This window comes from Bradyrhizobium sp. AZCC 1578 (assembly GCF_036924675.1).
Classification (GTDB): domain Bacteria; phylum Pseudomonadota; class Alphaproteobacteria; order Rhizobiales; family Xanthobacteraceae; genus Bradyrhizobium.
The window spans coordinates 315058-337698 of record NZ_JAZHRZ010000001.1; the positions used below are offsets into that span (position 1 = coordinate 315058).

19 protein-coding genes, 1 tRNA gene and 2 pseudogenes are annotated in these 22641 nt (G+C 62.0%); 11 read left to right on the plus strand and 11 right to left on the minus strand.

Going from position 1 to position 22641, the window contains the following annotated elements:
* The first annotated feature begins 647 nt into the window (after positions 1-647).
* Together V1290_RS01695 and V1290_RS01700 are read left to right on the plus strand one after the other, a co-directional pair.
* Positions 648-1892, plus strand: a complete 1245-nt coding sequence (locus V1290_RS01695; RefSeq protein ID WP_334362693.1) for a tyrosine-type recombinase/integrase — start codon at positions 648-650, stop codon at positions 1890-1892.
* A 79-nt stretch (positions 1893-1971) separates the two neighbouring features.
* Positions 1972-2061 (plus strand) — tRNA-Ser (locus V1290_RS01700).
* Between the two features lie 170 nt (positions 2062-2231).
* Here V1290_RS01700 and V1290_RS01705 read toward each other — a convergent pair.
* The 3 genes and pseudogenes from V1290_RS01705 to V1290_RS01715 all read right to left on the minus strand — a co-directional run.
* A complete protein-coding gene (locus tag V1290_RS01705) occupies positions 2232-2507 on the minus strand; it encodes a DUF2934 domain-containing protein (protein WP_334362694.1) in 276 nt (91 codons plus the stop codon).
* A gap of 181 nt (positions 2508-2688) precedes the next feature.
* Positions 2689-2874, minus strand: a complete 186-nt coding sequence (gene ccoS, locus V1290_RS01710; RefSeq protein ID WP_334362695.1) for a cbb3-type cytochrome oxidase assembly protein CcoS — start codon at positions 2872-2874, stop codon at positions 2689-2691.
* A 25-nt stretch (positions 2875-2899) separates the two neighbouring features.
* Positions 2900-3256, minus strand: a pseudogene (locus V1290_RS01715) (hypothetical protein); the annotation flags it as partial.
* A 194-nt stretch (positions 3257-3450) separates the two neighbouring features.
* On the opposite strand from V1290_RS01715, the gene V1290_RS01720 reads away from it, so the two are divergent.
* The gene (locus V1290_RS01720; protein WP_334362696.1) at positions 3451-4044 is read left to right on the plus strand and encodes a universal stress protein; all 594 of its coding nucleotides are present in this window, start codon (positions 3451-3453) and stop codon (positions 4042-4044) included.
* On the opposite strand, the pseudogene V1290_RS01725 reads toward V1290_RS01720, so the two are convergent.
* From V1290_RS01725 to V1290_RS01750, 6 genes and pseudogenes are all read right to left on the minus strand, one after another.
* Positions 4028-6720: pseudogene (locus V1290_RS01725) on the minus strand (bifunctional acetate--CoA ligase family protein/GNAT family N-acetyltransferase). The gene V1290_RS01720 and the pseudogene V1290_RS01725 sit on opposite strands and share 17 nt — an antisense overlap.
* 165 nt (positions 6721-6885) lie before the next feature.
* On the minus strand, positions 6886-7254 hold the full coding sequence (locus tag V1290_RS01730) for a hypothetical protein (protein ID WP_334362697.1): 369 nt from the start codon (positions 7252-7254) through the stop codon (positions 6886-6888).
* A gap of 265 nt (positions 7255-7519) precedes the next feature.
* Complete coding sequence (locus V1290_RS01735) at positions 7520-8500, minus strand: CHAD domain-containing protein (RefSeq protein ID WP_334362698.1); 981 nt, start codon at positions 8498-8500, stop codon at positions 7520-7522.
* Positions 8413-9978: a bifunctional aminoglycoside phosphotransferase/ATP-binding protein gene (locus V1290_RS01740; RefSeq protein WP_334362699.1), complete on the minus strand. Its 1566-nt coding sequence runs from the start codon at positions 9976-9978 to the stop codon at positions 8413-8415. Before V1290_RS01740 ends, V1290_RS01735 begins: the two co-directional genes overlap by 88 nt.
* 2 nt (positions 9979-9980) lie before the next feature.
* A complete protein-coding gene (locus V1290_RS01745) occupies positions 9981-10964 on the minus strand; it encodes a zinc-dependent alcohol dehydrogenase family protein (protein ID WP_334362700.1) in 984 nt (327 codons plus the stop codon).
* Between the two features lie 394 nt (positions 10965-11358).
* On the minus strand, positions 11359-12621 hold the full coding sequence (locus V1290_RS01750; RefSeq protein WP_334362701.1) for an aminotransferase class III-fold pyridoxal phosphate-dependent enzyme: 1263 nt from the start codon (positions 12619-12621) through the stop codon (positions 11359-11361).
* Between the two features lie 248 nt (positions 12622-12869).
* Here V1290_RS01750 and V1290_RS01755 point away from each other — a divergent pair, with 248 nt between their 5' ends.
* Both V1290_RS01755 and V1290_RS01760 read left to right on the plus strand, forming a co-directional pair.
* Positions 12870-13505, plus strand: coding sequence for a DsbA family protein (locus tag V1290_RS01755; RefSeq protein WP_334362702.1), 636 nt, complete (start codon positions 12870-12872; stop codon positions 13503-13505).
* A gap of 85 nt (positions 13506-13590) precedes the next feature.
* Complete coding sequence (locus V1290_RS01760; RefSeq protein WP_334362703.1) at positions 13591-14559, plus strand: Bug family tripartite tricarboxylate transporter substrate binding protein; 969 nt, start codon at positions 13591-13593, stop codon at positions 14557-14559.
* Between the two features lie 5 nt (positions 14560-14564).
* On the opposite strand, the gene V1290_RS01765 is transcribed toward V1290_RS01760, so the two are convergent.
* Complete coding sequence (locus V1290_RS01765) at positions 14565-14855, minus strand: PilZ domain-containing protein (protein ID WP_334362705.1); 291 nt, start codon at positions 14853-14855, stop codon at positions 14565-14567.
* Positions 14856-15103: 248 nt separating this feature from the next.
* On the opposite strand from V1290_RS01765, the gene V1290_RS01770 reads away from it, so the two are divergent.
* Together V1290_RS01770 and V1290_RS01775 are read left to right on the plus strand one after the other, a co-directional pair.
* A complete protein-coding gene (locus tag V1290_RS01770; protein ID WP_334362706.1) occupies positions 15104-16300 on the plus strand; it encodes an acyl-CoA dehydrogenase family protein in 1197 nt (398 codons plus the stop codon).
* 11 nt (positions 16301-16311) lie between these two features.
* The gene (locus V1290_RS01775) at positions 16312-16713 is read left to right on the plus strand and encodes a VOC family protein (protein ID WP_028346045.1); all 402 of its coding nucleotides are present in this window, start codon (positions 16312-16314) and stop codon (positions 16711-16713) included.
* Between the two features lie 294 nt (positions 16714-17007).
* On the opposite strand, the gene V1290_RS01780 is transcribed toward V1290_RS01775, so the two are convergent.
* Positions 17008-17775 carry a Spy/CpxP family protein refolding chaperone gene (locus V1290_RS01780; RefSeq protein ID WP_334362707.1) on the minus strand — a complete coding sequence of 256 codons (768 nt, stop codon included), beginning with the start codon at positions 17773-17775 and terminating at the stop codon, positions 17008-17010.
* Between the two features lie 457 nt (positions 17776-18232).
* Here V1290_RS01780 and V1290_RS01785 point away from each other — a divergent pair, with 457 nt between their 5' ends.
* The 4 genes from V1290_RS01785 to V1290_RS01800 all read left to right on the plus strand — a co-directional run bounded on the left by V1290_RS01785 (position 18233) and on the right by V1290_RS01800 (position 22637).
* Positions 18233-19573 (plus strand): ABC transporter substrate-binding protein, encoded by a 1341-nt coding sequence (locus V1290_RS01785; protein WP_334362708.1) that lies wholly within the window; start codon positions 18233-18235, stop codon positions 19571-19573.
* 112 nt (positions 19574-19685) lie between these two features.
* Complete coding sequence (locus V1290_RS01790; protein ID WP_334362710.1) at positions 19686-20621, plus strand: carbohydrate ABC transporter permease; 936 nt, start codon at positions 19686-19688, stop codon at positions 20619-20621.
* Positions 20621-21532, plus strand: a complete 912-nt coding sequence (locus tag V1290_RS01795) for a carbohydrate ABC transporter permease (RefSeq protein ID WP_334362711.1) — start codon at positions 20621-20623, stop codon at positions 21530-21532. The genes V1290_RS01790 and V1290_RS01795 overlap by 1 nt, the downstream gene beginning before the upstream one ends.
* Before the next feature lie 4 nt (positions 21533-21536).
* Entirely contained in the window at positions 21537-22637 is a 1101-nt protein-coding gene (locus V1290_RS01800) for an ABC transporter ATP-binding protein (protein ID WP_334362712.1), read from the plus strand.
* The last annotated feature ends 4 nt before the right edge of the window (positions 22638-22641 follow it).

The following is a 22641-nucleotide window of genomic DNA, read 5'->3' on the forward strand; positions in this document are numbered from 1 at the left end:
TGTGGTGGTTCACCAAATATGTGCGCGCTCGTTATTTTATGCAAGATATATCTGGACGATCACCAATTATCGGATTAGTTTCGACTAGTCATGGCCAGTCTCACCAGTTTCCTCCCCAAGCTCGTTCCCCATTTCGAAATAACGCCGGCAGCTATCTATGAGAGGCAGCGAGCTTTGGTTCGATTGGGACTTTTGCCCCGACCACACGGCCGTGGCCGGGGCGCAGGAGCTTTAGCGACTCCAGAGACGGCCGCGTTGATCTGCATTTCTCTCCTGGCAACAGATAATCTTTCGGAGATGGACGATCGTATCACGGCCTTGGCCCACGCTCCGATCCACACTCACTATAAGAGAAAATACTGCCGCCTTACCGGCGCTACTGACTTCAAAAACGCACTATCCGCAATAATGGGAGATGTAAATTTGGCCCAGCGTGTCAGGAGCGTGGATGTTCGCCGGAAGGAATTGGAGGCTACCGTACACTGGGTGAAAACGGGCCGGGCAGAGTTTCACTATCAAGGAAAGAATACAGACTTATCCAGCTTCCAGCATCGCAAGGATTTCGTTCAGCACTCTTTCACGGTGGAGGCCAGTCTCCATGGAAAGGCTATCGGCGAAATCGCAGCTGCCCTTTCCAGGAGCGGACCGTGAAGAAGCAGCGTGGCATTAAACGAGCATTCGGAGACGGTGGCATCGATCAGCGCGGGGAGAACGTCTACCGCTTGCGCTATCGGATAGGCGGCAAGCGCTTCACAAAGACAATACACGGCACGCTCGGCGAGGCTCGAAAGGAGCTTAGGGCTCTGATCCGGGCGGGCGACACCGGCGACCATGTTGACCCCAACAAGTTGACCGTCTCGCAGTGGATTGATCGATGGATCGAGGCTGGGGCACCAGGGAGAAAGAAGAAGAAGGTGGGACAACGCACACTTGAGCGCTACGAACAATTGCTCAACACGCACGTAAAACCCGCGATCGGCGATCAAGCCTTGCAACAGCTTCGTGCGGCGGCGATTGATGAGCTTTATGCGAGTCTCGAAGGCAAGATTGCGCCGAGGACTGCCCACCATGTGCACGTCGTGCTTGGCGCTGCGCTCGGTACCGCTCACCGTACCAGATTGATCGCGGTCAATCCCATGGCGCACGTCCAGCAAGTTCCGAATCCCGATGCCGTCCAGCCTGCTGATGACGAGGCCGACGATCTCGGCGAAGGTTTGGAGGAAACAGAACTCGCCGCCCTCATCGCCGGGTTCAAAGCTTCTTCGAGCCTGTTTTGTATCGTGGCCTTGGCAGCCGCAAGCGGTGCCCGGCGCAATGAGTTGTTGGCGTTGCGCTGGACCGATCTCGACATCGAAAAAAAGAAGCTCCGGATCGAGCGCGCGCTCGAGCAGACCAAAAAGTTTGGCATCCGAATAAAGCCGCCGAAAACGAAGCGCGGTTTCCGCACGATCGACCTGGACGACGCCACCCTGGCCATTTTGCTGGTCGAGCGCGCGAAGCATCAACGGCTGCTGTCGGGGGTCCCCGACGGCACCGACGTCGACCTTACACTGGTGCGGCTGCCTCCGAAGGCGTTTCTGTTCCCGGCCGTACCCGAGCGCGGAGAGGATATTAACCTGACCGCGCCGCGGAACCCGCGCAACTTCTCCAAAGAGTTTGCCAGGCGTGCCAGCGTTCTCGGCTTCGGATCTACCCGCTTCCATGACCTTCGCGGCATCCACGCGACCGCCCTGCTCGACGCCGGCATTCCTGTACATCGCGTGGCCGAACGCATCGGCGATGATCCCGCCGTGCTGCTTCGAAATTACGCCAAACGGAAGCGCGCGAAGAGGGCCGACGAATCCATGAGCACGACCCTGGCAATGATCGCCAGTGGATTTCTCGGATCTTAGGTGATTTGGGTCCGGTTTGGGTCCATGTTCGCCTTGCGTTCAGATAAACCATCCGCTAAGTGCCTGATCCTCCAAGGACGGAAGGGTGGCCGAGTGGTTTAAGGCACCGGTCTTGAAAACCGGCGTGCCTGCAAGGGTACCGTGGGTTCGAATCCCACCCCTTCCGCCAGTACCCTGTTTCCCTTCGTGCCTCCCTGTTTCGAATCCACAGTGAAATCAAAGACTCCCGCCGTTGAGGCACTGACCGATCGTTGGCAACGGCCTGGGCAGGCCCGCCGTAGCCCTCCTTGCGAAATCGACCAGGCCTGCCCCCTCGGCACGGTCTGCCTCCTGTCGTCGTTACGGTCCGCGTGACGATGCTCGCATGGAACTATGCGGCGCGGGTTTTGCTTTTTCGGATCGGGCGACTTTTGCCTTTTTAGCGGTTTTCATCGCAACTAATCCCGTGTCGGCGGGCGCTGCAGCGGGAGCGTTGCTGCCTGAGCTTTCAACCGATGTCGCGAGAATTTCGCGTTGAGCATTTAGCCAATAGTTGTCTGCCTGGCCCTCGGGTTGACCGTCGGCGATCCAGAGGTAGTAGGCGCGTTCGCGAATGGCCTCGTCGAGATTTGGCATGGGAGTCTCCTTTTATGATGCGCCCAGCCCCGGCAGGCAAAGTCTTGCTCTCGTAAGGTTAACGAAATCTTACCTGCCGGTAGATTGCCTAGCCGGACTGCGATCAGCAGGTGTCTTTGAAGTGCGTCAAGATATTTGGGCGGGCGAAGTCGTCTTTCCGAACAGCGGGTATCGATAGCGCCTAGCGGCGTCCGGTCCTGGTCGAAGGCACCGGCTCTTCCGCAACAGGCTCGTCATCAGCAATCGCGCGCCAGCCTGCCCCTTCGAGGTCGTCGTACTGGCCGTTCTTGAGCGACCAGAGGAAACCCATCAGGCCGATGGCGCCGAGCGTGGGTGCCAGCGGCACGAGGAATACCAAAACTTCCATCAGCAAAACTCCCTGGCGCCGCGATGCGCGCGCGCAGCGCATTCAAGATCACCAGCAGCGACGAACCCGACATGGCGGCGGCAGCGACCAGCGGCGTGGCGAGGCCTGCGATTGCGAGCGGCACGGCAAAGAGTAGCCTGCGTGCAATCTTGTCCGCCGGCGTGACGGCCGCGCGCCATCCATGGATACCGAGCTGTTCGGCCGCATGGCGTACGGCTGGCTCGCGATCGCCGGACAGAATCTCGACTTCGATCCCGGTCTTAAGAAGCGTGGCAATGGCGGCCGCCGCATCGGCGCGCAGGCGCTGGCGCACGGCGAAGACGTGCCGCGTCTCGCCGTGACGGAAGGCTACGACGGATGCCTCGGGATCCCGGCACAGGATCTACCTTTCGGCGCTAGCTTGCGAGGTGCATGTGGAAGTGCCCGGGCACTTCCTTTCCGGATCGACCGCCAATATTCCCGGGATCATTGCGGGCGAAATGGAAAAGAGCCGGAAGAGCGCCAGGGACATGCTGGCCGCATTCGATGTCGCCGCAAACAAGGCCGGCATTCCGCACGAAAACCCCGGATCTCCTCGTGGACTACGCGCGGCTTCGCGACCTCACCATTGTGCCGGTGCCGGAAAGCTACGATCAGTGGTACGCGGAAGCCGTGATATTCGGATCGGGCCGTCCTACTTTCGTCCTGCCCGAGGGCCCGCGGGCCCGTCCGTTCGAACTGGGGACGGTCGCAATCGCCTGGGATTTCAGTCGTGCTGCGGCCCGGGCGATTTCTGATGCGATGCCGATGCTCGAAAAGGCGAGTGAGGTGCGGATCGTTACCGTCACCAACGAGAAGAAGCTGGATAGCAAGCATTCCGCCGCAGCGCTGGCAAAAAACCTGGCGCGACACGGCATCGACGTCGTGCTCGACAAGGTCGACGCCAACGACCAGCCGATCGGCGAGGTGCTCGAAGCCTATACGGCATCACATCGGGTCGACGTTCTCGTGATGGGCGCTTATGGACATTCGCGATGGCGCGAATTCATCCTCGGCGGCGCCACCCAAGAGCCTGCTGTCGAGGCCGCCGCTCCCGATCCTGTTTTCGCACTGACGGCCAGCCGCCATTGTCGTCGTGCGGCAGCGTCACGAAGGCGCATGCGCTCAAAAAGGGCTAAAGCGCGAGCCTGACGTTGCAGATATCGTGCTCCTGGGGGTCCCACTTCACCTCGAAGCCGAGGCTGCGGCACATCGCCAGCATCACCGTGTTTTCGGTCAGCACGTCGCCGGAAATCGCCCTCAATCCTTCGGACTTTGCATATTCGATGATCATCTGCATCAGGGTCCAGCCGAGCCCCTGCCCTTGAGATCGGATCGGAGCAGGATCGCGTATTCGCCGCTCTCATAGATCGAGTCCGAATGGATCCTGACCACCCCGACCAGTTCGTTGGTCGCCTCGTCGAAGGCGACAAAGGCCATCGCCCGGGCGTAGTCGAGCTGGGTCAGGCGGGCGATGAATTCATGGGAAAATTCCTTCATCGGTGCAAAGAACCGGAGCCGCAGATCCTGCATCGTGACGTGTTTCAACATCTCGTGGATCGCTGGCTCGTCCTCAGGCCGGATCGGACGGACGAACACCCGCCAGCCGTCCTTGACCTCGATGTGACGCTGCCATTGCGAGGGATATGGCCGCACGGCAAAATTCGCCGGACCCGAGCCACGAAATTTTCGTTCCACGCGCCCGATCACAACCCGCGCATCGACCGCCAGCACGCCCGCCTCATCCGCCAGCAGCGGATTGATGTCGAGCCCACGGATATCGGGTATGTCGGCGGCCATCTGCGCCAGCTTGACCAGAACCATTGCGACTGCGTCCTGCTTCACCGCCGGCACGTCGCGATAGGCGCGCAATAGCCGCGAGACACGGGTACGTTCGATCAGGCTGCGCGCCAGTTGCAGGTCGAGCGGCGGCAGCGCCAGCGCCTTGTCATTGATGATCTCGACGGCCGTTCCGCCACGGCCGAACACGACGACAGTACCAAAGGTCGGATCGTCGGCGAGGCCGAGAATGAGCTCGCGCGCCTTCGCCCGCACCACCATCGCCTGCACCATCACGCCCGATATTCGCGCCTCCGGCCGCAGCGATCTTGCCCGCGCGAGAATCTCGCTGGTCGCCTTGCGCACCGCATCGGCGCTGGTGAGATTGAGCACCACGCCGCCGACATCGGATTTGTGGACGATGTCGCGCGACATGATCTTGAGCACGACGGTCGCCCCCCGCGCAAAGATCGCATTCGCATGCGCGACCGCCTCGTTGGCATCGGCGGCGGCAAAGGTAGGCACGGCCGCGATATCGTAGGCGTCAAGGAGCCGCTTGACCTCGATTGGATCGAGCCATGAACGGCCGTCGGCCAGCGCCGCAGCAACGATCTGCCGCGCTGCATTGATATCGGGAGCGAATTCGCTCGGCATGGCGGGCGGAACCTGCGCCAGCGCCTCCACCACCTCGCGATGGCGGACCAGATGCATGAAACCGCGCACGGCGTCGTCTTCGGTCGGATGGTTCGGAATGCCGGCCGCGCTCAAGAGATCGCCAATCGATGGCTCCGCGCCGACCCAGACTGCGAGAACGGGCTTCGGCGCCGTGCGCTGCCCGGCGCGATATTTCTGCACCGCGTCGGTCACGGCCACAGCGATTTCGTCGGCGCGCGCAATCGCCGTCTGCACGTTCATCACCAGCACGGCGTCGTTTTCGGGGTCGGCCAGCAACGCTTCGAGCGCTGCGGCATAGCGCGCGGGATCGGCATCGCCGACGATATCGACCGGGTTCGATTTCGACCATGTCGGCGGCAAAACCGCGTCCAGCTTCTCGCGGATCGCCGGCGAGAGAGCCGCAGGAACACCGCCGAGTTCGACCAGCCGATCAACCGCCAGCACGCCGATGCCGCCGCCATTGGTCAGAATCGCAAGCCGCTTTCCAGGCGGCGATTTGACCCGGCCGAGCGTCTCGGCGCAGTCGAACAATTCGCGTAGATTCGATACGCGCAGGATGCCGGCGCGTTGAAACGCAGCGTCATAGACGGCATCAGCGCCGGCGAGCGCTCCGGTATGGGTTGCTGCGGCCCGCGCGCCTTGCGCCATGCGGCCTGACTTGACGACCACGACCGGTTTTATTCTGGCGGCTGCCCGGGCGGCCGACATGAACTTGCGGGCATCCTTGATCGCCTCGATGTACAGCAGGATGGCGTGGGTCTTTTCATCCAGCGCGAAGTAATCGAGCAGATCGGCGATATCGACATCGAGCTGGTCACCGATCGAAACAATGCCGGAAAATCCGACGGCCCGCTGTGCCGCCCAATCCACCATGCCGGCGGCAATGGCGCCGGACTGCGAGATGAGCGCTAAATGGCCCGCGGTCGGCATATGTGCGGAAAAGCTCGCATTGAGACTGACGCCCGGCATCATGATGCCAAGGCAATTCGGGCCGATCAACCGCATGCCGTATTCTTGCGCTGCGCGCTCCGCTGCTTCCGCGAGCGAGCCCGGACCGTGGCCGAGCCCAGCACTGACAATGACGGCGCCGGCCGCGCCGCGCCGACCCGCCTCATCTATCAGGCCGGCGATGGTATGGGCAGGCGCCGTGAGGACAACGAGTTCCGGCGCAAAAGACAGTTTTGCGATGCTGTCTGCGGTCGCGACGCCATCGATCTCGTGATAGCGCAGATTGACGAGACCGAATTCGCCCTTGAACTGGGCCTTGCGAATATTGTTGAGAATGGCACGGCCTACCGAGCCGTGGCGCGGGCTAGCCCCTACCAATGCGACGGAATGCGGCGAAAGCAAATTTTTCAGACGATAGGTGGACATCGTTTTCCAGTTCCGGCAGGTCGCGGCCTACTGTGAGCCTGGAAAGATGTGCAGCGCAATGTTACGTTTGCGCGACAAGTTGGCCTGGAACTGTTCACGCGCCACAACAAATCGCACTCGGCGCGCCGTCGGCAGGGGCGATTTCAGGTGCATGCTACTGGCCAATCAGTTCAACGAGCGTCCGCTGATCAAATTCGACGTGGCCGCAATCATCCGCTCGGCATGCCTGAACAGCCGTTCGGAATCGCGGCGGAAGAAGTCGAGCTGATGCTGGCCGCATTCCTGGCACATCGTCCTGAGGTCCCGCACCGAATGCGCGCTCGCCATCTTCGCGACGAACTCCGTGTACAAGTGCATCTCGGTCCGTGTCCGCTCCAGCATCTCGTCGCCGAGAAACACCCATTCCTCGAACATCATCTTCTGGACACCGAGCATGAACTCCAGCGCGCCCTGATTCAGTTTGGTGGCTTCCACTTCAGCATTTGCGGCCGCAGGAAAGTAACCGGAAGCGGCCCGCTCAGACAGCTCTGACATGACAATCTCCGATTTCTGAATTTCCGCCGAAACGGTGCTGACCGGATAGCGATACTGACCGGATTCGGATCGAACATTGAGGTCTATCAAACTGGCGTTATTGCGTCCGCAGCACCGCCGCAAGGAGATGAGACAAGGAACTCACGGAGACGAAAGGTCGCATCCCTGCCGCCCAGGGATCAGTACGACATCAGCACCGGCACGGTCATGCAGTCGAACGCACTGCGCGTGACAATGTCCGACGGGAGCGCTGCGAACGATGACGTCAGCAGGCTCGGGCCTGTTTCAGTTCACGATAAGACGCGATGGCGGCGCCGAGCAGCACTTTCCTTCGATGGCGATAGCCCGGCGGCACCTTGCTTCGTTTACCGCTTTCGGCCTGCGGCGATCGGCTGGGAAGACCGGCGAAACGCCTGAGATCGCGGAGGTCGCCCAATGCGCGTTGCATTCGCTTTGCCGGCCGATGGAGGTGATGCAATTCGCCGCGGCTCTGCAGCGCGACGGTTTCCGTGAGCGCTTCCAGCATGTAGCGGAAGCGTTTGACCCTGATCCGCAGCCGGTGACGGCGCGATTCACCCAGCGCCTTCAGGTGGCGTCCCTTGCGGATCAACCGTTCGTGCCAACGGTTGAGTTCGCGCGCGCAATAGGCTTGCAAAGCCTCCGTCTCATTCCGCTTGCACCGCGCCAGCCACTCTCCCTGTCTGGTCCACTCAGCGATTGCCGAGATCAGGCGGCGCGTCCGAACGGTGCGCAGACAGCGAACCAGGCGGCGGTGATCCCGCGTCTGGCACTGATCGGCCTGCTTGATGATGTGCTCTGCCCAACCGCGGTAACGCTTGCGGCGTGCATATTCGACCAGGACGTCGCTGTCGCGTGCGGCGCCGAGCGAACCATTCAGCCAGGCGATTTCTTTTTTTAGACGCAGCCATTCCGCATCGACCACGATCGGCGCGAAGAACGCCACAGCGGCGCGCAACCGTGTAATCGCGACGCGGATCTGATGCACCGCCTCGGCATCGCCGGCGCATGCGCTGCTGTGCTGGGCCTTGATAGAAGCGATGCAGTCGAGCGCAATCGTCTGGAATGCGGTTGCACAGTCGAGACTCACCGCGGAGGTGTTGTGCAGGCCGGATGTACTGGTTGGGCGGCCGCGCATCGTCAAGGCTCGTCCGGCACCAAAGGCAGGACCGCCCGGGCGTTGCGCAGCGACTGTTCCGGCGTCCCAGAGGCATCGATCATATGCCATTGTACCGCGCCGAGCGCGAAAGTCTCCTGCTTCAGGGCGACGCTTCGTGTCGCATCGGACGCATCATCCCTGCGCTGCTCGATCCGCGCCAGCCGCGTCGCGAGATCGGTCGTCAGAAAAAGGCCGACGAACCGCGCATTGTGCGTGGCCGCGAGATTCTCGATTTCCTTCCGTTCCGTCTCCTGCAGATAGGCGGCATCGAGCACCACGGAACAGCCCTGGGCGAGCACGCGCAGCGCAGCGCTCGAAAGCGCTTCATACACTCGCTCCGTCGTTGCGGGTCGATAGGCAGATTCCGGCAGAGCGGTGGTTTCGCTGGTACCGAACAGGCGCTTGCGGACGACATCCGAGCGCACGATGAGCGCGCCGGGTGGCGGCTCGATCAGACCCGCGAGTCCGCGTGCAAGCACCGATTTTCCTGTCCCCGACAACCCGCCGATTGCCACCAGCAACGGCGGCTTGGGCGCAATGAGGCGTCCGGCCAGATCGAAATAGCGCTTGGCCTCCTGCCGCACTGCGTCGCTCTCTCCGGCATGTTCGCTCTTCACGAACAGCACATGCGCGCGGATCGCTGCCCGCATCGACAAGAACAGCGGCAGCAGGCGTAGCCCATCGAAGTCTTCATCCGCGGCTGCGGTAACGTAGCGATTGAACACTGCGTTTGCCGCTGCCCCCTGATTGAAGTGGATCATATCCATCAGCGTAAACGCGAGATCGTAGAGAATGTCCGTCGTGGCAATGACGGGATCGAACTCGATGGCATCGAACAGCAGCGGCCGGCCATCGACCAACGTAATATTCGCAAGATGCAGGTCGCCGTGGCAACGGCGCACGAACCCCTGCTCGGCGCGCTGTCTGAGCAGCGGTTGCAATGTCGTTGCAGAGGCGCGGCTGGCGGCATCGAGTTGACCGATCGCAACGGAATCAAGTCCGTGCACGGTTTCAAACTTTGCGGTATTGCGGTCGATGATGGGTAGAACGGAGGCAAGCCAGCTTTTGCCGTCGTGGCGCGGTGCCCTGTCGTGGGATTGCAGAACCGCATCGGCCAAGGCGGTCGCAAGCGACGGATCGATCGTCTTCGATGCAGCGATACGGTCGAACGACTGCTTCTCGTCGAACCGTGTCATTTCGACCGCCCATTCGACCGCGGTGCCCGAGCCGCCGATTTCGAGAACGCCATCGGAATTGCGCGTGATGGGAACAACACGCCGGTAGAGCTCGGGAGCGTTGCCGGCGTTGACCTTCAGTTCCTCCTCGCAGGCGTTCTTGCGCTTCTCCAATGTCGAATAATCGAGGAATGGTAACCGCACGGCACGCTTGATCTTCAATACCCGATCAGCTCCGAGAAAAACCATGGACGCATGGGTATCGATCCGCTTGCCGCCCCCGGCTGCACCGAAACTGGAGCGATCGAGGAAATCGAGCACGTGCTGCTGATTGTCAGCATCGGCTGCGGCAGCATCTGGGGGTGGTCGCATAGTCATGGCTGCAGCACAGCGGCGCCCGTGATCTGCCCGGCGCGCAGTTTGGAGAGGACTTCATTCGCTTCCTGCAACGGAAACACGCTGGTGTGCGTCTTGATGCCAGCCTGCGCCGCGACCTTGAAGAACTCGATCCCGTCGCCCCGCGTCAGGTTGGCAACCGAAAGCAGCCGCCGCTCCTCCCAGAGCATGCGGTAAGGGAACGAGGGAATGTCCGACATGTGAATGCCGGCGCAGACCACGCGCCCGCCTTTGCGCACTGCTTGCAATGCCAACGGCACCAGGGAGCCGACCGGCGCGTAGATGATAGCTGCGTCGAGCGGCACTGGAGGCTGCTCCTCCGACCGGCCGGCCCAAGCTGCGCCGAGCGATAGTGCAAGGCGCTGCGCCACGACGTCGCCCGCACGAGTGAACGCGTAGACCGAACGCCCCTGCCAGCGGGCCACCTGCGCGATGATGTGGCCGGCTGCACCAAAGCCGAAAATGCCGAGATGTTCTCCATCGCCCGCCATCACCAGCGAGCGCCAGCCGATCAGGCCCGCACACAGCAAAGGAGCGACACCAACGTCGTCGTCGGCCTCGCCGAGTGGAAAGCAATAGCGCGCGTCCGCGACGAGATGCGTGGCAAATCCACCGTCGCGCGTGTAGCCGGTGAAGCGCGGGCGGTCGCAAAGGTTTTCACGGCCGCTCCGGCAATAGGGACAGTCGCCGCAGGTATGACCGAGCCAGGGAACGCCGATCCTTTCGCCGATCCTTAGAGACGTCACAGCGGGACCAAGAGCTTCCACCCGACCGACCACCTCGTGGCCGGGAACGATCGGGTAGGCAATATCAGGCAGTTCTCCATCGACGACATGCAGGTCGGTCCGGCACACGCCGCACGCGCCAACCTTGATACGTACTTCGTCGGCCCCCGGCACCGGGTCCTCGCGCGGCTCAAGCCGCAGTAACGCGCCGGGCGCTTGCAGGACCATGGCGTGCATTTCGTCCGGTATCCTCACGCAAACATGTGCGCTCTATCCGCGACGAGCGGGTCATTCCTGAGTCCGTCAATCGAACCCACCCGAACTTTTCCTAACATGCCTACGTCGGCAGCGCAGCACCAGCCACGGCGTTTTGCCATTTCTTGAGCACATGGAACAGGAGATCGCCACATGCGCGCCCATTTATAGTGACTCGCTCCGTCACGATCGGACCATATCTGGAATCGCTCGAAGACGCCGACATGACAAGGGCGGGCTGGGTACGCCGGCACCTCCCGCGAAAGCAACGACCTACCCGCGCGCGCTCTCGCCGTTTTCTCCTAAGACTGCCCTGCCATCGCCGGTCGTAAAGGCCGCGTTGCGGGGCATTTTTATTGATGCCCCGCAAATCGATCTATCGATTGGATCTCGCCTCCAGTTCTCGCACGGCCTTGAAGCCGTGCGAGGCTGCCTGCAGCGCCTCGTCGATATCGGATGCGCGATGCGCCGAGGACAGGAACATGTTGTGCTGGGGATGAAAGAACGCGCCGTGGCGGAGCGCGACTGAACAGAACGTCCTACCCTTGCGTACTTCCGGATCAGCCTCGAACAGCATCAGCGGCATTTGTGGCGGGCCGCTTTGGCGGATCGCGATGCCGTGCTCGTTCGCCAACGATGCCAATCCCTCGCGCAGCCTCATGCCCATCGCACGAATATGCCCGGGCACATCCGTCTCGCGCGCGATCCGCAGCGTCGTTCGCGCTGCCGCCGTCGCCACCGTGCCGCACCAGAATGACCCGGTAACGAATACCTTGGTGGCGGCTTCGCGGAAGCGATCGTTGCCGGTAACGGCGGCCAGCGCGTAGCCGTTGGCGATCGCCTTGCTCCAGGCGCACAGGTCCGGACGCACGCCGAACGCTTCCCAGCTCCCCCTGATATCGAGACGCAGGCCGGCCCGCACTTCGTCGATGATCAAAGCGGCGTCAGCCGCGTCGCATGCCGCACGCGCGGCTGCCGCGAATTCCTTCGTCGGCAGTTCGAGATCGCGACCCATGTCGTGGCGGAAAGCCGTCACCAGGACCGCAGCGAGATCCTTGCCCGCTTCTTCGACCGCCGCACGCAGGCTCTGCACGTCGTTGTACTCGAAGTGTACCAGATGCGCGCGATCCTCGGCGGTCACGCCGGCAACGCTCGGCGAGCACCATGGCAGCGCGCCGTGATAGCTGCCACGCGCAACCAGCACCTTGCGGCGTCCGGTGCCGGCACGGGCGATCGTCACGCAGCACGTGGTCGCATCGCCGCCGTTCTTCTGAAACATCGCCCAATCGGCATGCGGCAGCTTGGCGACGAGATCCTCGGCAAGCTCCACCATGACCTCGCCCGGGCCGTTCAAGCAGTCGCCTTTGGCGGCCTGCGCTTCAGCCGCCGCCTGAACTTCGGAATGCCGGTGGCCGAGCAGGATGGGCCCCCAACTGCACATGAAGTCGATATATTCGCGCCCGTCGACGTCGCGCACGCGACAGCCCTCCGCGGACGCGAAGAACTGCGGATAGCCTTCCGGGAGCCGCGCGGCATTCAAGTGGCCCCACATGCCGCCGGGAACGACCCGCTTGGCCCGCGCCCGCAACATGGCGTCCGCTGTGTGCGTTTCGCCCAACAGCGCCGTGTGCTCGGTCATGACGTTCTCTTGTTGTAATTCGCTGAGCAGAATAAGGACCCGGCCGCGTGGCTGGGCGGCGCAGGCGTCACACTTGCATCAAACCATCGGTCAAGACAGGCGACAACATCCCTTTGGCACGGCGCGGTCGCAAATGGCGACGGTTCCCGGTGCGCAATCAATCTGATCGGGTGGCTTTTGGCTCGCTAAGCCAATAAAAGACGCACTCCCGTCGCACGGTCGCTTGCCAAATTCGGTTCGGAGCCACGTTGAACGACTATCGTCCCATCGCCGTCCTCGCGCTCGTTGCATTCGCGTCGCTCGCCTTCGCGGGCTCCGCGACGGCGCAAAGCGCGATTGCCGCCAACGTCGCCAAACCGGGATCCCTCCCCGAAATCGCCATTGGGGCTGCCAAGGCGCCGGTGACCATCACCGAATATTCTTCGATGAGTTGCCCGCATTGCGCGGCGTTCAGCCAAAATGTGCTTCCGATGCTGCGTTCGAAATACATCGACACCGGCAAGGTACGCTTCGTGTTCCGCGAATTTCCACTCGACATCAAAGCTGCCGCAGCCTCGATACTGGCGCGCTGCGCCGGCAAGGGCGATTCCGAAAGATACCTCAGCGCAGTCGAGACCCTGTTCAAGCTGCAGGAACGCCTGATGGCGCAGACCAAGGATACGCTGATCTACGTCGGCAAATTGCATGGAATGAGCGAGCAGGAAGTCGAGACCTGCGAGCAGGATCAGGCGCAATTCGACAAGCTTACCGCCGACCAACAATACGCTTATAGCGAGTTGAAGGTTACCTCGACGCCGACTTTCTTCCTCAACGGCGTGCGGCTGCAGGGCTCGATGTCGTTCGAGGAGCTGGAAGAACGGCTCAAGCCGCTGCTGATGAAGTAACGCTCGCCGGCCGTCGCAATAACCCCTTGTCCGGCGTCGCGGCCTCGCCGATGATGGTCCCAACAAACATATTGGGGAGAGCGCCATGGCCACGGCTTTGCGGGTCTTGTTGGCAACCGCGTGGTTGCTATCCGGTGTCCTGGCGTCGTCGGCGCAAAACTATCCAAGCAAGCCGGTGCGCGTCGTGGTCGGCTTCCCAGCGGGCGGACCGACCGATGCCATCGCCCGTATCGTGGCGCAGAAGCTCACCGACCATCTCGGCCAGCAATTCTTCGTCGAGAACATCGGCGGCGCCGGCGGCAACACGGCAGCCGGCCAGGTCGCGCGCGTGACGCCGGACGGCTACACCATCATGGTGGTCAGCACCGGATTTGTCGTCAATCCCAGCCTCTATGCCAAGGTGCCATACGATCCGGTCAAGGATTTCGCGCCGGTAACGTTGGTCGCGGTTTCGCCGAATGTCGTCGTGGTCAACCCGCAGGTGCCGGCCAAAACGTTGCCGGAACTGGTGCAGCTCGTCAGGGACAAGCCCGGCAAATACAGCTTTGCCGGCCCCGGCGTCGGATCGACGCCGCATCTGGGTGGCGAGCTGTTTCGGTTGGCTTTCAAGCTTGACCTGGTCCACGTCCCGTTCACGGGCGCTGCCCCGGCTATTCAGGCGACCATCGGGGGGCACACGCCGATCGCCTTTACCGCGCTGCCGCCTGCTCTCTCGGCGGTGCAGAGCGGACAATTGCGCGCGCTTGCTGTGGCTTCGACCGAGCGGGCCGCAGGCCTGCCTGACGTACCAACCTTCGCCGAACAGGGCATCAAGGATCAGGAGGCCGACACACTCACCGGGATCGTCGCCCCCGCAGGGACGCCGAAAGAAATCGTCGATTTGCTTCACCGTGAGATTGCCAGGATTGTCGCACAGCCGGACGTGACGCAACGCCTCACGACGCTCGGCTTCAAGGCGATCGCGAATACGCCAGATCAGTTCGGCGCGCGCATCAAGTTGGAGATGGATAAGTGGGGCAAGGTGGTACGCGATGCGAAGCTGCGGATCGAGTAGTGTGCTCAGCGCGTCCCGTTCGACGTCGGCCGATCCATAACCGCGTCCACCATCCTGATGAAGGTCAAGCCGATACGATTCTTCTGGATCCATGCTACCCGGCACTCATGCACGATCGACGGATCCTTTGCCATCACCAGGCGAAAGCGCGGCGGGACGAACGCCGGATTGTCGACATCGATCGCGGCGCCCTCGCGCGAGATGTTCCGCACCACGCAGCGCATCACGGAGCCACCCGACGAAACATAGGCAGGCTCCTCGATCTCCGTTCGCGGAAATTTTCGTCGCTCTTCCATTCCGTCCGTCCCATCCCGGATCGATTCCGGCCAAACTGTTAGGCTAGCGCAAAACCTTAAACAAATCGGACGTGTTCGCCGTACGGGCCTCATTGTGCAAAGCGGCACGAAATCCCCATCGCCTACGCGCAGGCGTGCTCCGCGTCGCCATGGACTTGCCGATCGTGGCGATGGCGCGATAGCCTTAATCTACTGATCACTATCTACTGGTCACTGGCACGCGAACGCGACGAACCGGCAGGCTGGCCTTGAATACACCGATCGCAAACTCTGCCGATCTTGCGGGCGACCAGGCAGTGATCGCCCGGGCCGAGGCCATACGTTCAGATGTCGCAGCCGCTTCCGACGACATCGAGGCCGCGCGGCGGCTGCCGCCCACGCTGCTCGACAAGCTGCACGACGCGCAATTGTTCCGTCTGTTGCTGCCCCGCTCGACCAACGGGATCGAAACCGATCCGGTGACTTTCTTCCACGTCATCGAAACCATTGCCAAGGCCGATGCTTCCACCGCCTGGTGTCTCAGCCAGGCCGGCGGTTGCGCGATGTCGGCGGCCTATCTCGACCTGCCGGTGGCGCAGGCGATCTTTGGCGATCCGCGCGCCGTACTAGCGTGGGGCCCCGGCCCCAGGGTTCGCGCGGTAGAATGCGACGGCGGCTACCGGGTAACCGGCGTCTGGTCCTTTGCATCCGGCGGCCGGCACGCGACCTGGCTCGGCGCGCATTGCCCGATCTATGCGGCCGACGGTTCGCCCAGATACGACGCCAATGGAGCCCCGCTCGAGCGCACCATGCTGGTACGCGCCGAAGACGTCGAGTGGACCGACATCTGGAACACCGTGGGCCTGCGCGGTACCGCCAGCGACCAGCTCGCGCTCAACGACTTTTTCGTACGCGCCGACCATTCGATCACGCGTGAGTTCGACCGGGAATGCCGCGAGCGCGGCCCGCTCTACCGCATGAGCAACCACACCTGCTATCAGGTCGGCTTTGCCGGTGTCGCCTGCGGCATCGCCCGCACCGCCCTCGACAACTTCGTCGATACGATGCGTAACAAGGTGCCGCGTGGCGCGAGGAGCTCGTTGCGGGATAATGCCGTGGTCCAGTGCAACCTCGCCCAGGCGGAAGTCAATCTCCGCGCCGCGCGGGGCTACGTGTTGCAATCGATGGCCGACACCTGGAAGGATCTCACCGCGGGCGCCACCATCACGGTCGCGCAGCGCATGAACATCCGTATGGCCTCGACCCATGCCATCCACAAGGCGCGCGAGGCGGTCGACTTTGCCTACAACGCCGCTGGCGCGACCGCGATCTTCGAAAACCATCCGCTGGAGCGGCGGTTCCGCGACATCCATACTGTGACCCAGCAGTTGCAAGGCCAGCTCAGGCATTTTGAAACCGTCGGCGCCTGGATGATGGGCGTCGATACGGACCTTAGCTTTGTTTAGGGAGAGCGACCATGGGACTTGGCGGATTGCAGCATTACACCATCGAGCCCGCCGATCTCGAGCGCACCAAGGATTTCTATTGCGATGTGCTCGGGCTGGAAAACGGCGATCGCCCGCCGCTCGATTTCCCCGGCTATTGGCTCTATTCCGGCGGCACGGCCACGGTGCATCTGATGGGCACGCGCAAGCCGCGTGAGGGCATCGTCGTCCGTGGCACCGAGAAGAAGTATGAGGATACCGGCCGGCTTGACCATATCGCCTTTGCCGCCACCGATGTTGAGGGCATGCGCAAGCGGCTGCAGTCGAAAGGCGTCAAATTCCGCGAGAGCGTCGTGCCGCGCACCGGCGACATCCAGTTCTTTCTCTACGATCCCGATGGCGTCGGCGTGGAGCTGAACTTTCCGAAAACCTAAGGCCTGCGCCCCGCCTGGGTCCGGGCTCGACTGGCTGAGCCGTGCCTGTCAGACGAGCAGGACACAGCAGCGCCAAGGCCGCACGTGATGTTGGGGTGCAACACTACCGATGAAAGACTGAAGTTCCCGACAACGCCGCAAGTCAGCCACGACTAAGGCGCGAGTTGGTCCGGTTTTCTTCATCATTGCAATGAGATTGGAGGAGCCGCGCCGCTGCGGCAGAATAGCCGGGTGCCGCGCCTTTCAACCTACCCCAGGGCACGCGTGCCCGGCTATTCGTCCGACCAACCCGCTTTAGTCGAGCCCGCGCTCGTGGCTCAGGTTGACCATTTCCTGAATGAAGACCGCCTTTTGCTTGTCGTCCAGGGTGGCAAATAGCGGCTCGGCGGCATCGGCCACGTTGCGCTGATCGACGGCGCGATCATTGAGAAATTGAGCCTCATTGCGCATCTGCTCGATGATGTCGTCGGGAGGATCGCGTTTGGCGCGCGCGACACGGAGATTGAGCCGGTCGGCACCGTTATGGCCGAGATAGTGCATCGCACTGTTGAACGCGGCCCAATGCTTCTCCTGCTCGGGCGTGAGATTTAGCTCCTTCTTGATCCGCTCGATATTGGCGTCGCTGTTGGCGACGATCTGTTCGGCCGTCAGTTGCGGCGCGCCGGTCTGGGTGAGGACGGCCGGCTGCTGCGGTTGTTGCTGCTTTGCGGTCTTCGTCGCTTTGGACCCCTTCGAAGGCTTCGCGGTATCGCCCTGCTTGGAAGCCTCGCCTTGTTTGGAATCCTTCGCCGCCGGTGCCTGTCCGCCCTTGTTGTTATTGTTGCCTCCGGTCAGGACACCGGTGACACCGGTGACCACGCCGACGACGCCGCCGATCGCGCCGCCCAGCACGCCGCCGACTGGGCCGGCAGCCTTGTTGCCTTCGCGCGCCCCTTGTTGCACGCCCTGCACCAGCCCTTGCGCGTTCGCGGTCGCACATGTGCCAAGAGCCAGCACGGCTATGGCGCCAAGTACAAAACACCAACGCGACGGCGTCGGCGCAAGCTGCTGAGGACGTGTCATTGTCGGGTCTCCATGGTCCGATCGAGAAATTTTCCACGCGCAATCGCCAAGGCGCGCGAGAATCCCTCTTTGCCTAAACTATCGTTTCCGCCCCAAACTCGTCCACCGCTGCGCCGGACGGTTCCCGGCAGGAAACAGCTTCCGGGCAAAGGCGTTAGACGCGCGTTCGATCGACTGCAGCGCATTTGCGCACCTGCTCGAGCACAAAGTGTGCGGCGCAATATTGCCGCGTCGATTATTGACGATGCCGATGCCACGACATCGTCGCTCCCGCGGCCCGGAATTTCCACGCAACGTTAGTTCAATGACGGCGGGCGCTGTGTTTTCTCGACAGATGCAAACAATTCTGGTCTGATCCGATTACAAAATCTCCGCTGGCGGCCGCCTCGATGCAGCTCCCCTCCGGACGGAGAAGAATAATAAGAAGCAAAATCTGGCTCAGCAAAGAGGAAACGCTATGTCACGCAGGAAGCTTTCTCGCCGACAATTCGTTGCTGCGACAGCGCTATCATCCGCAGCTCTCATTACAGCGCCTTACGTGCGCGGCGCCCATGCCGCGGGGAAGCTTTCGATCGGCTTCTGGGACCACTGGGTTCCCGGCGCCAACAAGGCGTCCACCGATATCGTCAATGCATGGGCCGAGAAGGAAAAGGTCGAGGTTCAGATCGACTACATCCCGAGCCAGGGAAACAAGAACCTGCTCACCATCGCAGCCGAAGCACAGGCGAAATCCGGCCACGATATTCTCGCCATGCCAACCTGGTGGCCGCATGCGCAGGCCGAGCTGCTGGAACCCATGAACGACGTCATGGAAGGCCTCATCAAGCAGAATGGCGAACCCAACGGTACCGTGAAATATCTCGGCCAGTCCAAAGGCAGATGGCTCGCCGTGCCCGCGAGCGTCGGCAGCCAGATCAAGGGGCCCTGTTCCCGCATCGATCTGATGAAGAAGCACGCCGGCATTGACGTGCAGGCGTTGTATCCAGCCGGCCAGGCGCCCAAGGCCGACAGCTGGACTCTAGAGACCTTCTTGAAGGCCGCGGAGGCTTGCCATAAAGCTGGCGTGCCGTTTGGCATCGGACTTGGCGAGACCAGCGATAACGTCGATACGGCAGGCGCCATCTTCCAGTCGTTCGGCGCCCACCTTGTCGATGAGAAGGGCAACCTCACCGTTAAGACCGACGCGGTAAGGCAGGCATTGGATTACTACAAGAAGCTGATCGCGTTCCTACCGCCGGACGCCGGCGCTTGGGATGACTCTTCCAATAACAAGTGGCTGGTCTCCGGCAGGGGCGCCCTGGTCATGAATCCACCAAGCGCTTGGGCCGTCGCCAAGCGCGACGCGCCGCAGGTCGCTGAGCAGTGCTGGACCCACGGCTTCCCGGCCGGGCCGAAGGGCCGCTACGCGCCTTACCTGGGCTATTTCTGGGGTACCTGGTCGTTCTCCAAGAACAAGGAAGCGGCCAAGAGCGTGCTCAAGGCGCTTTCGCAGCCGGATGCGATCGAGAAGATGTGCGTGGCCAGCGGTGGTTACGATCTCCCCTGCTACGAAAAGCTCACCACCTTGAAGGTCTGGCAGGAGGAAGCGCCGCCGAAGGGCACGCTCTACCACTATCCGAACCCGCACAACCACCAGACCCTTTCGATCGCCGCGGCGCCCGCCCCGCCGAAGATCGCGCAGCAGATCTATGTGCAGGCGACCCTGACCAAGATGTGCCTGCGCTATCATCAGGGTGAAGCGATGGAAAAGGTGCTCGCCTGGGCCGAAGGTGAGTGCGAAGGCTTCATGCGGAGCTGACGGACGGGGATACCCTGGCGGCCTGCCTGATCGCAGGCCGCCATTTCCCTATCCGCCTTCAATCGTAGGCCCGGCAAAGCCGACAGAAACGTATCAGGGATGGAAGCACACCATGGCTGACGTCGCATTGCAGCCGAACCGGGGCGCCGCACAAGCCGCGCGCAAGCGCTCGAGCCTACACAAAATGCTCAGGCGCAAATCGACAGTGGCGTTCCTGATGACGCTGCCGCTGATCCTCCTGATCGCGACCCTCGTGATCTATCCGGCCTTCTATGCGCTGCACCTGGCGACCTTGAACAAGTCGATGCAGCGCTTCGTCGCGCTCAGCAATTTCGAATTCCTGTTCAGGCGCGAGACGTTCTGGCTCGTCGTCAAGCAGTCCTGCATCTTCGCGATCACGGCCGTCGTCTTCAAAGCGCTGCTGGGCTTTATCATTGCGCATTTCGTTCACAACATACCGGCCAAGGGCCAGCGCAAATGGCGCGGCATGCTGCTGGTGCCGTGGGTGATTCCGCCGGCGATGAGCACGCTCGCCTGGCTGTGGCTGTTCGATCCCTCCTACAGCGCATTCAACTACACGCTCTCGTTCTTCGGCATCGGGCCTATCCCATGGACCGGCGATGCCATGTGGGCGCGCTTCTCGGTCATTCTCGTCAACATCTGGGTCGGTGCGCCGTTCTTCATGATCATGTACCTGGCGGCGCTGAAATCCGTGCCGGAACAGCTTTACGAGGCCGCCGCCATCGACGGCGCCAATTGGTGGCAACGCATCTGGTACGTGACGCTGCCGATGATGCGAAATATCATCGCGATTACGACGCTGTTCTCGCTGATCGTGACGTTCGCCAATTTTGACATCGTACGCATCCTGACCGCGGGCGGTCCGCTCGATCACACCCATATCTTCGCGACGTGGGCGTTCCGCATCGGAATCGAGGGCAGCGATATACCGCTGGGCGCCAGCGTCTCCCTCTTCATGGTGCCGATCCTGGCGATCGCAGCGATTTTCATCCTGCGCGACATCAACAAACGCGGGAACGAAGCCTGATGACCACGGCAACAATCGACAAGGCCGCGCCGACCCGCAAGGTCAAGTATGGCAGCATGAGCCGCGACCGGGCCTGGGCGCTGCGCTGGTCGTATTTCTTCCTGGTGATCTTCGCGATCTTCTCACTGACGCCGCCGATCTACATGCTCATCACGTCATTGAAGAGCAGCGCGGAGATTTCGGCGGCGACAAATCCGTGGTGGGTGTTCCATCCTACGCTGGACAATTACATCTCGCTGCTCACATCGAACCAGTTCCTGCGCTTCTTCTGGAACTCGGCGATCGTCTCCATCTTCGTCGTCACCATCACCATGCTGATATCGGTGCCGGCGGCTTTCGCCCTGGCGCGAATGCGGTTCTGGGGTTCGGCAACGCTCGCGACGGGCGTGTTCCTGACCTATCTCATTCCCGAGACACTGCTCTTCATTCCGCTTTTCAAGATGTTCGCGGTGATCGGCGACTGGACCGGCATCCAGCTCATCAACAGATGGTACGTGCTGCTCATTCTCTATCCGACGCTCACGGTGCCGTTCTGCACGTGGATCATGATTGGCTACTTCGCCTCGATCCCGAAGGAGCTGGATGAAGCGGCCGTCATCGACGGCGCCTCATGGATCCAGACGCTGACGCGGATATTCATTCCGGTTGCCTTTCCCGGCATCATCGCGGCGACCATCTTCGCTTTCACAGTCTCCTGGGCGCAATTCCTCTATCCGCTGGTGTTCACGACGTCGACCGATCAACTCGTGATGCCGGTCGGGATCATCACCACGCTGATCAAGGGTGACGTGTTCAACTGGGGGCAGATCATGACCGGCGCCTTGCTCGGCGCAGCGCCGCCGCTCATCATCTACGCGTTCCTGATGGACTATTACATTGCCGGCCTGACCGCCGGTGCGACAAAGGGTTGATCTCATGGCTGACGTGACGTTGCGTAAGGTTGTGAAGCGCTATGACGAGGTCGAGGCGGTGCGCGGCATCGACCTCGACATCGCGGACCATGAGTTCGTGGTGTTGGTCGGACCATCGGGGTGCGGAAAGTCGACAACGCTGCGGATGATCGCCGGCCTGGAAGATATCTCCGACGGCGACATCATGATCGGCGGCGACATCGTCAACGACGTGCCACCGAAGGATCGCGATATCGCGATGGTGTTTCAGAACTACGCGCTCTATCCGCATATGACGGTCGCGGAGAACATGTCGTTCGGATTGCGGCTGAAGCGCTATCCGAAGGCCGAGATCAAGAGCCGTATCGACGAGGCTGCGCGCATGCTCGACATCGTCGAACTGGTCGACCGCAAGCCGAAGCAATTGTCCGGCGGCCAGCGCCAGCGCGTCGCCATGGGCCGCGCCATCGTGCGTAACCCAAAGGTGTTTCTGTTCGACGAGCCGTTGTCCAACCTCGACGCCAAGCTGCGCGTGCAGATGCGGATCGAGATCAAGAAGGTGCACCAGAAGGTTCGCACCACGACGGTCTACGTGACCCACGACCAGGTGGAGGCGATGACGCTGGCCGACCGCGTGGTGGTGATGAACCATGGCCGGATCGAGCAGATCGGCACGCCGAACGAGCTCTATCACAAGCCGGCAACGAAATTCGTCGCCAGCTTCATCGGTTCGCCGGCGATGAATTTCATCCCGTGCCGGTTGGAGGATCTCGCCGGCAAGTTGCACATCCGGTTGACCGACCGCATCGCCTTCCCGCTGCCGCCGGCCCGCGCCGCCCGATATCAGGGCATTCCGCGCACCGACAAATTGCTGCTGGGGCTGCGGCCCGAGCATATCACCGAGGCTCGGCCGCATCTTGCACCCGGCGTGGAGGCCTTCGACACCGTGCTCGACGTCACCGAGCCGATGGGAATGGAGACGCTGATCTATTTTACGTTGGAAGGCTCGCAGGTCTGCGGCCGGGTCAACCCCAATGCCGGCGCGCAGGATGGCGCCCCCCTCCGATTGGCTGTGGACCTCAACAATATGCACCTGCTAAACGAGGTGACTGGCGTCGTCCTTTGACGGC

Excerpts from the sequence above, each read along its gene's own strand:
- V1290_RS01705 (WP_334362694.1), bottom strand. The coding sequence starts at position 2,507 with ATGCCAAATCTCGACGAGGCCATTCGCGAACGCGCCTACTACCTCTGG.
- ccoS (WP_334362695.1), bottom strand. The coding sequence starts at position 2,874 with ATGGAAGTTTTGGTATTCCTCGTGCCGCTGGCACCCACGCTCGGCGCC.
- V1290_RS01730 (WP_334362697.1), bottom strand. The coding sequence starts at position 7,254 with ATGTCAGAGCTGTCTGAGCGGGCCGCTTCCGGTTACTTTCCTGCGGCC.
- V1290_RS01735 (WP_334362698.1), bottom strand. The coding sequence starts at position 8,500 with ATGGCATATGATCGATGCCTCTGGGACGCCGGAACAGTCGCTGCGCAA.
- V1290_RS01740 (WP_334362699.1), bottom strand. The coding sequence starts at position 9,978 with ATGCGACCACCCCCAGATGCTGCCGCAGCCGATGCTGACAATCAGCAG.
- V1290_RS01745 (WP_334362700.1), bottom strand. The coding sequence starts at position 10,964 with ATGCACGCCATGGTCCTGCAAGCGCCCGGCGCGTTACTGCGGCTTGAG.
- V1290_RS01750 (WP_334362701.1), bottom strand. The coding sequence starts at position 12,621 with ATGACCGAGCACACGGCGCTGTTGGGCGAAACGCACACAGCGGACGCC.
- V1290_RS01760 (WP_334362703.1), top strand. The coding sequence starts at position 13,591 with ATGGCCACGGCTTTGCGGGTCTTGTTGGCAACCGCGTGGTTGCTATCC.
- V1290_RS01765 (WP_334362705.1), bottom strand. The coding sequence starts at position 14,855 with ATGGAAGAGCGACGAAAATTTCCGCGAACGGAGATCGAGGAGCCTGCC.
- V1290_RS01775 (WP_028346045.1), top strand. The coding sequence starts at position 16,312 with ATGGGACTTGGCGGATTGCAGCATTACACCATCGAGCCCGCCGATCTC.
- V1290_RS01780 (WP_334362707.1), bottom strand. The coding sequence starts at position 17,775 with ATGACACGTCCTCAGCAGCTTGCGCCGACGCCGTCGCGTTGGTGTTTT.
- V1290_RS01785 (WP_334362708.1), top strand. The coding sequence starts at position 18,233 with ATGTCACGCAGGAAGCTTTCTCGCCGACAATTCGTTGCTGCGACAGCG.
- V1290_RS01790 (WP_334362710.1), top strand. The coding sequence starts at position 19,686 with ATGGCTGACGTCGCATTGCAGCCGAACCGGGGCGCCGCACAAGCCGCG.
- V1290_RS01795 (WP_334362711.1), top strand. The coding sequence starts at position 20,621 with ATGACCACGGCAACAATCGACAAGGCCGCGCCGACCCGCAAGGTCAAG.
- V1290_RS01800 (WP_334362712.1), top strand. The coding sequence starts at position 21,537 with ATGGCTGACGTGACGTTGCGTAAGGTTGTGAAGCGCTATGACGAGGTC.